At 35.6% G+C, this 15,403-nt stretch carries 12 protein-coding genes and 4 tRNA genes; all 16 read right to left on the bottom strand.

Features of this window, described 5'->3' with window-relative positions; translation table 11 throughout:
* Positions 1-339: 339 nt before the first annotated feature.
* Positions 340-651, bottom strand: a complete 312-nt coding sequence (locus tag ASC72_RS20250; protein ID WP_026985797.1) for a DUF3467 domain-containing protein — start codon at positions 649-651, stop codon at positions 340-342.
* A gap of 10 nt (positions 652-661) precedes the next feature.
* The gene (rpoC, locus tag ASC72_RS20245; protein WP_056195160.1) at positions 662-4,972 is read right to left on the bottom strand and encodes a DNA-directed RNA polymerase subunit beta'; all 4,311 of its coding nucleotides are present in this window, start codon (positions 4,970-4,972) and stop codon (positions 662-664) included.
* 301 nt (positions 4,973-5,273) lie between these two features.
* Entirely contained in the window at positions 5,274-9,086 is a 3,813-nt protein-coding gene (rpoB, locus tag ASC72_RS20240) for a DNA-directed RNA polymerase subunit beta (RefSeq protein WP_056195157.1), read from the bottom strand.
* A 265-nt stretch (positions 9,087-9,351) separates the two neighbouring features.
* Entirely contained in the window at positions 9,352-9,723 is a 372-nt protein-coding gene (gene rplL, locus ASC72_RS20235) for a 50S ribosomal protein L7/L12 (RefSeq protein ID WP_007807437.1), read from the bottom strand.
* Between the two features lie 91 nt (positions 9,724-9,814).
* Positions 9,815-10,318: a 50S ribosomal protein L10 gene (gene rplJ / locus ASC72_RS20230; protein WP_056195154.1), complete on the bottom strand. Its 504-nt coding sequence runs from the start codon at positions 10,316-10,318 to the stop codon at positions 9,815-9,817.
* A gap of 22 nt (positions 10,319-10,340) precedes the next feature.
* Entirely contained in the window at positions 10,341-11,030 is a 690-nt protein-coding gene (gene rplA, locus ASC72_RS20225; protein WP_007807440.1) for a 50S ribosomal protein L1, read from the bottom strand.
* A 13-nt stretch (positions 11,031-11,043) separates the two neighbouring features.
* The gene (gene rplK / locus ASC72_RS20220; RefSeq protein WP_007807442.1) at positions 11,044-11,481 is read right to left on the bottom strand and encodes a 50S ribosomal protein L11; all 438 of its coding nucleotides are present in this window, start codon (positions 11,479-11,481) and stop codon (positions 11,044-11,046) included.
* A 67-nt stretch (positions 11,482-11,548) separates the two neighbouring features.
* The gene (gene nusG / locus ASC72_RS20215; RefSeq protein ID WP_029273444.1) at positions 11,549-12,100 is read right to left on the bottom strand and encodes a transcription termination/antitermination protein NusG; all 552 of its coding nucleotides are present in this window, start codon (positions 12,098-12,100) and stop codon (positions 11,549-11,551) included.
* 10 nt (positions 12,101-12,110) lie between these two features.
* A complete protein-coding gene (gene secE / locus ASC72_RS20210; RefSeq protein ID WP_008466927.1) occupies positions 12,111-12,308 on the bottom strand; it encodes a preprotein translocase subunit SecE in 198 nt (65 codons plus the stop codon).
* Between the two features lie 18 nt (positions 12,309-12,326).
* Positions 12,327-12,397: transfer RNA gene (locus ASC72_RS20205), tRNA-Trp, on the bottom strand.
* A 59-nt stretch (positions 12,398-12,456) separates the two neighbouring features.
* On the bottom strand, positions 12,457-13,644 hold the full coding sequence (gene tuf / locus ASC72_RS20200) for an elongation factor Tu (RefSeq protein WP_056195151.1): 1,188 nt from the start codon (positions 13,642-13,644) through the stop codon (positions 12,457-12,459).
* 55 nt (positions 13,645-13,699) lie between these two features.
* Positions 13,700-13,771 (bottom strand) — tRNA-Thr (locus tag ASC72_RS20195).
* Between the two features lie 86 nt (positions 13,772-13,857).
* Positions 13,858-13,938: transfer RNA gene (locus ASC72_RS20190), tRNA-Tyr, on the bottom strand.
* A gap of 53 nt (positions 13,939-13,991) precedes the next feature.
* Positions 13,992-14,065: transfer RNA gene (locus ASC72_RS20185), tRNA-Thr, on the bottom strand.
* A 91-nt stretch (positions 14,066-14,156) separates the two neighbouring features.
* Positions 14,157-14,459: a ribosome hibernation-promoting factor, HPF/YfiA family gene (gene hpf, locus ASC72_RS20180; RefSeq protein ID WP_056195193.1), complete on the bottom strand. Its 303-nt coding sequence runs from the start codon at positions 14,457-14,459 to the stop codon at positions 14,157-14,159.
* A 34-nt stretch (positions 14,460-14,493) separates the two neighbouring features.
* The gene (locus ASC72_RS20175; protein ID WP_056195148.1) at positions 14,494-15,387 is read right to left on the bottom strand and encodes a tyrosine-type recombinase/integrase; all 894 of its coding nucleotides are present in this window, start codon (positions 15,385-15,387) and stop codon (positions 14,494-14,496) included.
* Between the last annotated feature and the right edge of the window lie 16 nt (positions 15,388-15,403).

Here is a 15,403-nt window from a genome sequence, read left to right as displayed (position 1 = left end):
AATGGCTTTAGGACACAACTTAAGAAAGAAAATTGCAGCATAAGGGCAATTTTTTTCCTTCCCTTAAAATCAAAACATTAAAAGCCAAAATGGGCAACAAATAAAAAACCGCCTCAAATTTTGTTTTGAGACGGCTTCTTTTTTTTAATTTGAATTAATCAACCTTTACTAAGTAATTATATTCCAAAAAATTAAATCTTGTTTATTAGGCGAGACTAAGTTAGAATAATGCCGCCTAAGATGGAAATTTAGTCGATGAAAGTAAATTTAAATCGGTTAAAGTGCATTAAGTTTAGATTTAGAGCAAAAAAAAGCCCCATTACTGGGACTTTTTAAAATTTATGCTTGTCCTGCCGGACCAAAATTAAGCGGAATTGGTGCTTGTTCAGTGTCCTTGATTTCGCCATGAGCGACTTCAAAACGATGAATATTTTCACCAATTGCTTTTAATAATCTTTTAGCATGTTGTGGTGTCAGGACAATTCTTGACTTTACCTTGGCTTTAGGAATACCTGGCATAATGCTCACAAAATCTAAAACAAACTCTGATGATGAGTGGTTGATAATTGCAAGATTAGAATAAATTCCTTCTGCAATAGTTTCATCCAACTCGATATTAATTTGCTCTTGTTGTTGTTTCGGATTACTCATAGTTTCCTAATTAATAAATATATTCTTCTTTATTAGCCATCATTTCATTGTAATCGTCTTTAGAACCTACGATAGTATTATCGTATTCTCTCATACCAGTTCCCGCAGGAATTCTGTGACCAACAATTACATTTTCTTTTAATCCTTCCAAATCATCTACTTTACCAGCTACTGCAGCTTCGTTAAGTACTTTTGTTGTTTCCTGGAAAGAAGCAGCAGAGATGAATGATTTAGTTTGTAGCGAAGCTCTTGTAATACCTTGTAAAACTGGCGTTGCAGTTGCAGTAATTACATCTCTGGCTACAACTAGATTCTTATCATTTCGTTTCAGCAATGAGTTTTCATCACGTAGATCACGAGGAGAAATAATCTGACCTGGTTTCAATACAGCAGAATCTCCAGCGTCTTCAACTACTTTCATACCGTATAATTTATCGTTTTGAACGATAAAATCTTTAGTGTGAATTAATTGATCTTCTAGGAATAATGTATCTCCTGGATCCTGAACTCTTACTTTACGCATCATTTGACGAATAACTACCTCAAAGTGTTTGTCATTAATTTTTACCCCTTGTAAACGGTATACCTCTTGAATTTCATTTACCAAATACTGTTGAACAGCAGCCGGTCCTTGAATTCTTAAAATATCATCTGGTGTAATTGCACCGTCAGACAATGGCACTCCTGCTCTTACGAAGTCATTTTCTTGTACTAAGATTTGGCTGGAAAGTTTAACTAAATACTTTTTAATCTCACCAAATTTAGATTCGATAACAATTTCACGGTTACCTCTTTTGATTTTTCCAAAAGAAACAACACCGTCAATTTCAGAAACAACTGCTGGGTTTGAAGGGTTACGAGCCTCAAGCAACTCAGTAATTCTTGGTAAACCTCCTGTAATATCTCCTGCTTTAGAAGAACGACGTGGAATTTTAACCAATACTTTACCTGCTTTAATTTTCTCACCGTTCTCAACCATAAGGTGTGCTCCTACTGGTAAGTTATACGAACGAATCAATTCACCTTCTTTACCGTAAACCAATAAAGTTGGAATTAATTTTTTATTTCTGGCTTCAGAAATTACTTTTTCCTGGAATCCTGTTTGCTCATCGATTTCAACCATGAACGATTGTCCTTGCTCTAAATCCTCGTAAGCAATTTTACCAGTAAATTCAGAAACAATTACACCATTATATGGATCCCACTTACAGATCACAGATCCTTTGGTAACTACTTCACCATCCTTAACGAAAATACTAGATCCGTAAGGAATATTGTGTGTATTTAAAACGATTCCAGTTTTCTCATCAACTAATTTTAATTCAGTTGAACGTGATACTACGATATCAGTCGCATTACCTTCACTATCCTCACCTTTAACAGTTTTTAAATCTTCAATCTCAAGTCTACCGTTAAATCTTGTAACAATACTAGATTCTTCAGATATACCTCCAGCAACCCCTCCAACGTGGAACGTACGAAGTGTTAACTGTGTACCTGGTTCTCCAATAGATTGAGCTGCAATAACTCCGACAGCTTCACCTCTTTGTGTCATTTTTCCGGTAGCTAAGTTTCTACCGTAACATTTAGCACAAATACCTTTTAAAGCCTCACAAGTTAATGGAGATCTAACCTCTACTTTTTCAATTGGAGAAGCTTCGATAGTTCTCATAATTGCCTCAGTAATTTGGTGTCCAGATTGAACCATTACTTCGTTAGTAAGTGGATTTATAACATCTTGCAATGCAACACGTCCTAAAATTCTTTCTCCTAACGATTCAACGATTTCCTCATTTTTCTTCAAAGCAGAAACTTCAACACCTCTTAAAGTTCCACAATCTTCGATATTAACAATAACATCTTGCGAAACGTCATGAAGTCTTCTTGTCAAGTATCCGGCATCGGCAGTTTTAAGAGCCGTATCCGCAAGTCCTTTACGAGCACCGTGAGTAGAAATGAAATACTCAAGAATCGAAAGACCTTCCTTAAAGTTAGAAAGAATCGGGTTTTCAATAATCTCACCACCACCAGCAGTAGATTTTTTAGGCTTAGCCATCAAACCACGCATACCAGTTAACTGACGAATCTGTTCTTTAGAACCCCTCGCCCCAGAGTCAAGCATCATATATACAGAGTTGAAACCTTGTTGGTCTTCTCTAATATTTTTCATTGCTAACTCAGTTAATTGAGCATTTGCTGAAGTCCATACGTCAATAACCTGGTTGTAACGCTCGTTATTCGTAATAAGACCCATGTTATAATTCACAGAAATACCTTCAACTTGTTCTCTGGCATCTGCAATTAATTTTGTTTTTTGTTCTGGAATTCTAATATCCCCAAGAGAGAATGATAAACCTCCTCTAAATGCGAATTTATAACCCATATCTTTCATATTATCCAAGAAAGCCGCCGTTGTAGGTACATCAGTCACACTTAAAATGTGTCCGATAATATCTCTAAGGTTTTTCTTAGTCAATACATCATTGATATATCCAGCTTTTTCAGGTACTACTTCGTTAAATAATACACGTCCAGCAGTTGTCTGAATAATTTTGAACACTAATTCTCCAGCTTCATTAAAATCTTTAGCTCTGATTCTTACACGAGCATTCAATTCTAATCTTCCTTCGTTTAATGCAATATTTACTTCTTCAGCAGAATAGAAAGTTAAGTCTTGACCTAAAATTACATGTTCTGGTGTTGAGATACGTTCTTTGGTCATATAATATAGACCCAAGACCATATCCTGAGAAGGTACAGTAATTGGAGCACCATTTGCAGGATTAAGAATATTGTGAGAAGCCAACATTAATAATTGTGCCTCTAAAATAGCCTCTGGTCCTAATGGCAAGTGAACTGCCATCTGATCCCCATCAAAATCGGCGTTGAAAGCCGTACATACTAATGGGTGCAATTGGATCGCTTTTCCTTCAATTAATTTTGGTTGGAAAGCTTGAATACCAAGTCTGTGTAATGTAGGAGCACGGTTAAGTAATACTGGATGTCCTTTAATTACATTTTCAAGGATATCCCAAACTACAGGCTCTTTTTTGTCTATGATTTTCTTAGCAGATTTTACTGTTTTAACAATACCTCTTTCAATCAATTTACGGATTACGAAAGGTTTGTATAATTCAGATGCCATATCTTTTGGCAAACCGCATTCGAATAATTTTAATTCAGGACCAACAACAATTACCGAACGAGCAGAATAATCCACACGTTTTCCAAGTAAGTTTTGACGGAAACGTCCTTGCTTACCTTTTAATGAATCCGATAATGATTTTAATGGTCTGTTAGATTCTGTTTTAACAGCAGAAGCTTTACGAGTGTTATCGAATAATGAATCTACAGATTCCTGCAACATACGTTTTTCGTTTCTTAAGATAACTTCTGGAGCTTTAATCTCCATTAATCTTTTTAAACGGTTGTTACGAATAATTACACGACGGTATAAGTCATTTAAATCTGAAGTTGCAAAACGACCTCCATCAAGTGGCACAAGCGGACGTAATTCTGGTGGGATAACAGGAACCACTTTCATAATCATCCACTCAGGACGATTTTCGCGGTTTAAGTTAGACTCACGGAAAGACTCAACAACTTGTAATCTTTTTAAAGCTTCAGTTTTACGTTGTTTAGATGTCTCGTTGTTAGCGCTGTGTCTTAATTCATAAGATAAAGCATCTAAGTCAATACGAGCCAATAAATCCATAATACACTCTGCTCCCATTTTGGCAACAAATTTATTAGGATCCATATCATCTAAATATTGGTTTTCTTGCGGAAGAGTATCTAAAATATTCAAATATTCTTCTTCAGTTAAGAAATCTAATCTTTGTAATGATTCTCCATCTGCATTTTTAGCAATACCAGCTTGAATTACCACGTATCTTTCGTAGTAAATGATCATATCTAATTTCTTAGATGGAAGACCAAGGATATAACCAATTTTGTTTGGAAGAGAACGGAAATACCAAATGTGAGCAATAGGCACAACAAGATTGATGTGTCCTACTCTGTCACGACGTACTTTTTTCTCAGTAACTTCAACACCACAACGGTCACAGATAATACCTTTGTAACGAATTCTTTTATATTTACCACAAGCACACTCAAAATCCTTAACAGGTCCGAAGATTCTTTCGCAGAAAAGTCCGTCACGTTCTGGTTTGTGAGTTCTGTAGTTGATAGTTTCTGGTTTCAAAACCTCTCCTCTTGATTCTTTCAAGATAGATTCTGGTGAAGCCAATCCAATTGAGATTTTATTAAATCTTTTAACTGGATTTTTATCCTTATTATTATTTCTATTATTCATCATAGTTTTTACTATTGATTTATTTGCAATTAAAAAATTGATTCTTGTTTAAGTCGAAAGTTTGAAAGTCGAAAGTCGAAAGTCGGTTAAGACTTTATAAACTTTAAGACATTTGACTTTTGACTATAACTACCTCGAGTTACTTCTCTAAACTTCAAATCTTTATTATTCTGAAGTGCTAATTATAAAACGCTTAGGGTTTATATAAAAAATCGGAACGGGTTACGGGTATAAATCCTAAAAACTTCTATAAATGAGTAATCAGCCCCGATAAAAATCGGGACTGAAAACTACCTAATACTTATTATTCTTCTAAACGAATGTCAAGTCCAAGACCTTTTAATTCATGCATTAATACATTGAATGATTCAGGTAATCCTGGTTCTGGCATAGATTCTCCCTTAACGATAGCTTCGTAAGTTTTAGCTCTACCAATAACGTCATCCGATTTAACTGTCAAGATTTCACGAAGAGTACTTGATGCTCCATAAGCTTCAAGTGCCCAAACCTCCATCTCTCCAAAACGCTGACCTCCAAATTGAGCTTTACCTCCAAGTGGCTGTTGAGTGATCAACGAGTATGGTCCGATAGAACGTGCGTGCATCTTATCATCAACCATGTGTCCTAATTTAAGCATGTAAATTACACCCACGGTCGCTGCTTGATGGAAACGCTCTCCAGTACCACCATCATAAAGATGTGTATGTCCGAAACGTGGTACTCCAGCTTCATCAGTTAATTCATTAATTTGATCTAAAGTAGCACCATCAAAAATTGGAGTAGCAAATTTTCTACCTAAATTTTGTCCAGCCCATCCAAGAACAGTTTCATAAATCTGACCAATGTTCATACGTGAAGGCACCCCAAGTGGATTCAATACGATATCTACAGGTGTTCCGTCTTCAAGGAAAGGCATATCTTCATGACGAACGATTCTTGCAACAATACCTTTGTTACCGTGACGTCCTGCCATTTTATCCCCTACTTTCAGTTTACGTTTTTTAGCGATATAAATTTTCGCTAATTTCAAGATTCCAGATGGTAATTCATCTCCAACTGTAATAGTGAATTTTTCTCTTCTTAAAGATCCTTGTAAGTCGTTCAGCTTAATTTTATAGTTATGAATTAAATCATTAACCATTTTATTTGTAGCATCATCAGCAACCCATTGACCTTTGCTTAAGTGAGCAAAATCTTCTACTGCGTAAAGCATTTTTTGAGTATATTTTTTACCTTTTGGTAAAACTTCTTCGCCCAAATCATTCATTACACCTTGAGATGTTTTTCCGTTCACGATCAGGAATAATTTCTCAACCAATCTGTCTTTTAATTCAACAAATTTAGTTTCGAATTCCATTTCTAAAGCGCCTAAAGCATCTTTATCCTGAGTACGTTTACGTTTATCTTTTACGGCTCTTGCAAATAATTTTTTGTCAAGAACTACACCATGTAAAGATGGAGACGCTTTTAATGAAGCATCTTTTACATCACCTGCCTTATCCCCGAAGATTGCACGAAGCAATTTCTCCTCTGGAGTAGGATCTGATTCTCCTTTCGGTGTAATTTTTCCGATCAAAATGTCGCCAGGTTTAACCTCTGCTCCAATTCTGATCATACCGTTTTCATCTAAATCTTTAGTAGCTTCTTCAGAAACGTTAGGAATATCGTTTGTTAATTCCTCATTTCCTAACTTAGTATCTCTAACCTCTAATGAATAATCATCAACGTGGATAGAAGTAAAAATATCATCACGAACTACTTTTTCAGAAATTACAATCGCATCCTCAAAGTTGTATCCTTTCCATGGCATGAACGCAACTTTTAAGTTTCTACCTAAAGCTAATTCTCCATTTTGAGTAGCATACCCTTCTGATAATACTTGACCAAGAACAACTCTGTCACCTTTTCTTACGATTGGTTTCAAGTTGATACTTGTACCTTGATTGGTTTTTCTAAATTTAATTAAGTTGTACGTTTTTTCATCAGTATCAAAACTTACCATTCTCTCATCTTCAGTACGGTCGTATTTGATAGTAATGATATTAGCATCAACATATTCTACAGTTCCATCTCCCTCAGCATTAATCAATACTCTGGAATCTGAAGCCACTTGACGCTCTAAACCTGTACCAACAATCGGTGCTTCGGGACGGATCAAAGGAACCGCCTGACGCATCATGTTAGATCCCATCAAGGCTCTATTCGCATCATCATGCTCCAGAAAAGGAATCAATGAAGCCGAAATCGAAGCAATCTGGTTAGGAGCAACGTCTGTATAATGTACTGCTGATGGTTCAACAACCGGGAAGTCACCCTCCTCACGAGCAATAACATTGCTAGCTGTAATTTTACCTGAAGCATCCATTTCAATGTTTGCCTGAGCAATCATTTTTCCTTCTTCTTCTTCAGCACTTAAGTAAATAGGCGTACTTTCTAAATCAACTACACCATTAGTTACTTTACGGTAAGGAGTTTCGATGAAACCCATTCCGTTTACTTTTGCATAAACACCAAGAGAGGATATCAAACCAATGTTTGGTCCCTCAGGAGTTTCAATCGGACATAAACGACCATAGTGTGTATAGTGAACGTCACGAACCTCAAAACCAGCTCTCTCTCTCGAAAGTCCACCAGGTCCAAGTGCAGATAATCTTCTTTTGTGTGTAATCTCAGCTAATGGATTTGTTTGATCCATAAATTGAGATAACTGGTTAGTACCAAAGAAAGAGTTGATAACTGATGATAATGTTTTAGCATTAATCAAATCAATTGGTGTAAACACCTCGTTATCTCTAACGTTCATTCTCTCACGAATAGTTCTGGCCATACGTGCTAAACCAACACCGAATTGTTGAGACAATTGTTCTCCAACTGTTCTTACACGACGGTTTGATAAGTGATCAATATCATCAATCTCAGCTTTAGAGTTGATTAATTCGATCAAATATTTTACAATGGTAATGATATCTTCTTTGGTAAGCACTTGCTTTTCCATTGGGATATCTAAACCAAGTTTTTTGTTCATTCTGTAACGACCAACTTCACCTAGGTTATAACGTTGATCAGAGAAGAACAATTTATCTATAATACCACGAGCAGTTTCCTCATCAGGCGGTTCAGCGTTACGCAACTGACGGTAAATGTGCTCTACAGCTTCTTTTTCAGAGTTTGTTGGATCTTTTTGTAACGTATTGTGGATAATAGCATAATCTGCCTGATTGTTATCCTCTTTGTGTAACAAAATAGATTTAACGTTAGAATCGATGATCTCTTCAACATTATCTTTATCGATAATAGTATCTCTATCAAGGATGATTTCGTTACGTTCGATAGAAACTACCTCTCCGGTATCTTCATCAACGAAATCCTCGTGCCAAGTGTTCAATACACGTGCAGCAAGTCTTCTTCCAATATATTTTTTAATACCTGTTTTAGAAACTTTAATTTCTTCAGCTAAGTCAAAAATTTCAAGGATATCCTTGTCTCTTTCGAATCCAATTGCACGGAATAAAGTTGTAACCGGTAATTTTTTCTTTCTATCGATATACGCATACATAACGCTGTTGATATCTGTAGAAAATTCTATCCAGGAACCTTTAAAAGGAATTACTCTGGCAGAATAAAGTTTTGTTCCATTTGCGTGGAATGATTGACCAAAGAAAACCCCAGGAGAACGGTGTAGTTGAGATACTACTACACGCTCAGCACCATTGATAACAAAAGTACCGCTTGGAGTCATATAAGGTATTGTTCCAAGATAAACATCTTGTACAATAGTTTCAAAATCTTCGTGTTCTGGATCAGTACAATATAGTTTTAACCTGGCTTTTAAAGGCACACTATAAGTAAGACCTCTCTCTATACATTCTTGAATTGTATAACGTGGCGGATCTACAAAGTAATCTAGGAACTCCAATACAAAGTTGTTTCTTGTATCTGTGATTGGAAAATTTTCCATGAAGGTGTTGTACAATCCTTCGTTGCCTCTTTCGTCAGATTTCGTTTCTAATTGAAAGAAATCTTTAAAAGATTTAACCTGAACATCTAGGAAATCCGGATAGTCAGGGATATTTTTTGTAGAGGCAAAATTCAATCTTTCAGTCTGATTTGTTATCATCAATGGACAAAATTTTGATTAAAAAAAAGTAGTTTTTTGTGTAAACACACACTGTTTAATCTATACTTTCTTATTATAATCAATACATCTTTAAAAATAAACCGGTAAAATTCAGTTCAATTTTTTTTCTTCGTATTGATCAAAAACTTTTTCGTATTTTAAACTATTTGATAATAAAATTGGATATATTTTATTATACGAAAAATGGTTTAGGCCATTGAGTGTTCACTCAAGACCTAAACCTAGTTCTTAAAACCGAGTAAACTTATTTAAGTTCAACTACAGCTCCAGCTTCTTCTAATGATTTTTTAAGACCTTCAGCCTCTTCTTTAGAAACACCTTCTTTAACGTTACTTGGAGCACCGTCAACTACATCTTTAGCTTCTTTAAGACCTAAACCTGTAAGTTCTTTAACTAATTTTACAACTGCTAATTTAGAAGCACCAGCTTCTTTCAATACAACTGTAAATTCAGTTTGTGCTTCTTCAGCAGCACCTTCTCCACCACCAGCAGCAACTACTACAGCTGCAGCAGCAGGCTCGATACCATACTCGTCTTTTAATATTGTTGCTAATTCGTTAACTTCTTTAACTGTTAAGTTAACTAATTGTTCTGCGAATTGTTTCAAATCTGCCATTTTTTCTATCGTTTAAAATGATTTGTAAAATATAATTTATTTATTGTGCGCTAATTAAGCTACAAGGAAATAGAATTCCTTGCATGAATTATTATGCTTCAGCTTCTTCTTCGCTACCAGCGAATTTGTTTTGTAAAGCAGAAATAATTCTTTGTGCTGGTGATTGCAATAATCCAATAAGTTCTCCAAGAAGTTCTTCTTTAGATTTAATAGTTGCTAATGCATCTAATTGATCATCTCCAATATAAATTTCAGAATTAATATAAGCCCCTTTTAATACAGGTTTTGCTGATTTTTTTCTGAAATCTTTAATTATTTTTCCAGGTGCATTTGCAACATCTGAAATAAATATAGCGCTGTTACCAGTCAATACTGAAGGTAAGTCACCATAGTCATTAGCAGAAGCTTCCATTGCTTTTGCAAGCAAAGTGTTTTTTACAACCTCTAATTTTATACCTGCTTTAAAGCAAGCTCTTCTCAAGCTTGAAGTAGTTTCTGCATTTAATCCAGAAATATCAGATACATAAATAATATTTGTACCAGCTAACTGTGCAGTTAAATCTTCAATCGCGATTGATTTTTCTTCTCTAGTCATACTAAAAATTATTAACTACCAATTATACTGCTTTAGGGTCCAATGCAATTGCAGGACTCATAGTGCTTGTAAGGTGAATACCTTTAATGTAGGTACCTTTAGCAGCAGTTGGTTTAAGTTTGATTAATGTTTGAATAATTTCGTGTGCATTGTCATAAATTTGCTCAGCTCCAAAAGAAACTTTACCAATTCCTGCATGTACGATACCAGTTTTATCAACTTTAAAATCGATTTTACCAGCTTTAACCTCTGCAACAGCTTTAGCAACATCCATAGTTACTGTACCTGTTTTAGGGTTAGGCATTAAACCTCTAGGTCCTAAAATACGACCTAATGGACCTAATTTACCCATAACAGCTGGCATTGTGATAATTACATCAACATCTGTCCAACCATCTTTAATTTTTTGTAAATAATCATCAAGACCTACATAGTCTGCTCCGGCTTCTTTAGCTTCCGCTTCTTTATCTGGAGTAACCAATGCTAATACTTTAACGTCTTTACCTGTTCCGTGAGGTAATGTAACTACACCTCTAACCATTTGATTCGCTTTTCTTGGATCTACACCCAAACGAACTGCGATATCAACAGACTCATCAAATTTTGCAGAAGCTATAACTTTAATTAATGCAGCTGCATCTTTTAAAGAGTATAGTTTGTTCTTTTCAATTTTTGAAGCAGCCTCTTTTTGCTTTTTTGTTAATTTTGCCATTTCTTTCTCTTAATTAAAAAGGAGCATCTCCTGATACAGTTATACCCATAGATCTAGCAGTTCCAGCGATCATGCTCATTGCAGATTCGATTGTGAATGCATTTAAATCTACCATTTTATCTTCAGCAATTGCTTTGATAACGTCCCAAGTAACACTAGCTACTTTTTTACGATTTGGTTCACCTGATCCAGACTTTAGCTTTGCAGCTTCCAATAATTGGACAGCAGCTGGAGGAGTCTTAACAACAAAATCAAATGATTTGTCTTTATACACAGTAATTTGTACTGGGCATATTTTGCCAGGTTTATCTTGTGTTCTAGCATTGAACTGCTTACAGAACTCCATGATATTAACCCCAGCAGCTCCTAAAGCAGGTCCAACCGGTGGCGACGGATTCGCAGCACCTCCCTTAACTTGTAGTTTAACTACCTTACTAATTTCTTTAGCCATTTTTTAAAAAATTTAACACCACAATTATTGGAAGCAATTGTAGTGGTTATTATAGATGTAACAAAAATTATACTTTTTCAACTTGCATAAAACTCAATTCTAATGGTGTTTTTCTTCCGAAAATCTTAACCATTACTTCAAGTTTACGCTTTTCTTCATTGATTTTTTCAACCGTTCCGTTAAATCCGTTGAAAGGACCATCGATCACTTTAACAGTTTCTCCTAAGTTGAAAGGAATAGCACGAGTATCTGTATTCACAGCTAACTCATCTACTTTACCTAACATTCTATTTACTTCAGAAAGTCTTAAAGGAACAGGTTCCCCTCCTTTAATCTCACCTAAAAATCCAATTACACTTGTAATAGACTTAATAATATGAGGTATCTCACCAACTAAATTGGCTTCGATCATAACATATCCAGGGAAGTAAACTTTATCCTTAGACATTTTCTTTCCTTCTTTTACAGTAACCACTTTTTCAGTAGGCACTAAAACTTGGGAAACATAATCACCCATACCTAGTCTGGCAATCTCAGTTTCGATATAAGCTTTGACTTTGTTTTCTTGTCCGCTTACAGCTCTAACCACATACCATTTTTTCACATTATTATCTGCCATCACAAAAAAATTATCCTTTTAACCAGTTAAAAAATCCAGCCAAAGCTTTTGCAAAAAATTCGTCTACTCCCCAAGTTGCCAAAGCGAATAGAATCGAAAATACAGCCACAACAATTGTCAATTTTTGAACCTCAGCCCAAGCAGGCCAAGTAACATTTGACTTTAACTCCTCGAAAGCCTCTGATAAATAATTCGTAACTTTTGTCATTTGATATATTTTATATTGCACGGGCGGAGGGATTCGAACCCCCATCAACGGTTTTGGAGACCGCTATTCTACCCTTGAACTACGCCCGTAATTAAAAGCCAGTGATTTCAGTTAAGAAAATCAACTGGCTTTTTAAATATTTATAGGATTATCCTACGATTTCAGTCACCTGACCTGCTCCTACTGTTCTACCACCTTCACGGATAGCGAAACGTAAACCTACGCTCATAGCGATTGGGCTTAATAAAGAAACATTGATAGTCAAGTTGTCTCCTGGCATTACCATCTCTACTCCTTCTGGTAAAGTAATAACTCCTGTTACGTCAGTTGTACGTACGTAGAACTGTGGACGGTAGTTATTATGGAATGGAGTATGACGTCCACCTTCTTCTTTTTTCAAGATATAAACCTCAGCTTTGAAAGTAGCGTGTGGTTTTACTGATCCTGGCTTAATGATAACCATTCCTCTTTTGATAGATTCTTTATCAACACCTCTTAACAATAAACCTACGTTATCTCCAGCTTCTCCTCTGTCAAGGATTTTACGGAACATCTCAACTCCTGTAATAGTAGAAGTTAATTTATCAGCTCCCATACCAATGATCTCAACAGCATCTCCTGTATTAGCAATTCCAGTTTCGATACGACCTGTAGCAACAGTTCCACGACCAGTAATTGTAAATACATCCTCAACTGGCATCAAGAATGGTTTTGCAGTATCACGAATTGGCTCTTCGATCCAAGAATCTACAGCTTCCATCAATTCAATAATTTTAGGAACCCAAGCAGGATCATTATTCAATCCTCCTAAAGCAGAACCTTGAACAACAGGACCATTATCTCCATCATATTCGTAGAAAGATAACAAATCTCTGATTTCCATTTCAACAAGCTCTAATAACTCAGCGTCATCAACCATGTCTACTTTGTTCATGAAAACTACCATTCTAGGAATACCAACCTGGCGACCTAAAAGGATGTGCTCACGAGTTTGTGGCATTGGACCATCTGTAGCAGCAACTACTAAGATAGCTCCGTCCATTTGAGCAGCACCAGTAACCATGTTCTTTACGTAATCCGCGTGACCTGGACAGTCAACGTGAGCGTAGTGACGGTTAGCTGTTTCATACTCTACGTGTGATGTATTAATAGTAATACCTCTTTCTTTCTCCTCTGGAGCGTTATCGATTTGATCAAACGATTTTGCTTGACAGTAACCAGCATCAGACAATACTTTTGTAATTGCTGCAGTTAATGTAGTTTTTCCGTGATCCACGTGTCCAATTGTACCTATGTTTAAGTGCGGTTTGGAACGATTAAAATTCTCCTTTGCCATTTTACTTAATTTTTAATCTTAGTTATATATTAATTTTCAATTTCCTACTTACTTGAGCCAATGTCGGGAATTGAACCCGAGACCTCTTCCTTACCAAGGAAGCACTCTACCCCTGAGCTACACCGGCAGAGAGTTCTGATTTTAGATTTTTGAATTTAGATTTCAGATATTCAATCTAAAATCTACAATCCAAAATCTTAACTTCTTTTTTTGTGGGGAGAGCAGGATTCGAACCTGCGAAGTTCACACAGCAGATTTACAGTCTGCCCTCGTTGGCCGCTTGAGTATCTCCCCTTTTTTTATCAACAATTGCATGAACAATTTCAAATCGCATTTGAAATATTTAGAGCCGGCGGAGGGACTCGAACCCACGACCTGCTGATTACAAATCAGCTGCTCTAGCCAACTGAGCTACGCTGGCAATATCAATAAAAAAGTCCGCTATTTCTAACGGACTGCAAATGTAGCTATTTTATCTTTGTATCAAAACATTTTTTGAAAAAATTTTTCAATTATATGTGTGCTCTTATTTTTTCTTTCCTTTTTACCAGTACACGTTCTAAAGATTCTGCCGAAAGTTCGACTGCTTCCTCAAATGTCTTACACTGCTTTTTAACCAAAAAATCATCTCCCGGAACATTAATCTTTATCTCAACAGCTTTATTCTCCTTATCACTTGTTCTTTCAACTTTTAAAAAAACATCAGCCGAGACAACTCGATCGTAATATTTTTCCAACTTATCCATTCTCTCTTGAATAAAATCTACCAATTTTCGGTCAACAGTAAAGTTAACTGCATGAACATCTACCTTCATAATATTAATTTTAGGGTTAAACATTTCAGAAGCATTATTTATTTCTAGGATGAGCATCTCCATATACTTTTTTAAGCTCCGCTAAACTATTATGAGTATAAACTTGCGTAGATGCCAAACTAGAATGTCCTAATAACTCCTTAACTGAATTTAAATCTGCCCCGTTATTCAGTAAATGAGTCGCAAAAGTATGACGAAGCACATGCGGACTCTTTTTTACCTTTTCAGAGACCCTACTAAAGTAAGAATTTATTAATCGATACACAAAAGATTCACTCAATTTTAACCCTTTTTTCGAAATAAAAAAATAATCAGCATCTGTGATATTTTCAACAGAATCACGCTCATCAAGATAAGACTTAAACTGATCAGCAACAATAGGCAAAATCGGAATAATACGTTCCTTATTACGCTTACCCAGAACCTTTATTACATTTGACATCAAATCAACATTATATAGCATCAAATGTATTAATTCCGCACGCCTCATTCCAGTTGTATAAAACATATCCACGATAAGCTTGTCACGAATTTCTTCAAAACCAACAGGACTACCTACCTGATTCATTAAATCAGAAAGTTCTTTTTCAGAAAATGGAATTTGAATAATTTTCGGAGTCTTCAAAGCCTTATGCTTCAACATAGGATTCACCTCTAGCTGTTTTGTTTTCAAAAGAAACTTATAAAAAGCTTTCAATGAGGCCATTTTTCTATTGACAGAAACATTTGAAATATTTTGATCCACTAAAGAAACAATCCAACTTCTAATTTGACCATAATTTACTTTCTCAATATTGTCCTGCTCAAAATGCTCTTTATTAAAAACTTCAAAAAAGACAATATCATTCAAATAAGCATTGACCGTATGTGCTGAATATTTTTTTTCTAACTGAAGATAATCACGAAATGCATCTTTATTTGACTTCATTACAATATTTTTTTAC

This window comes from Flavobacterium sp. Root420 (assembly GCF_001427905.1).
GTDB lineage: Bacteria > Bacteroidota > Bacteroidia > Flavobacteriales > Flavobacteriaceae > Flavobacterium.
This window is presented reverse-complemented; position numbering and strand designations above follow the sequence as displayed.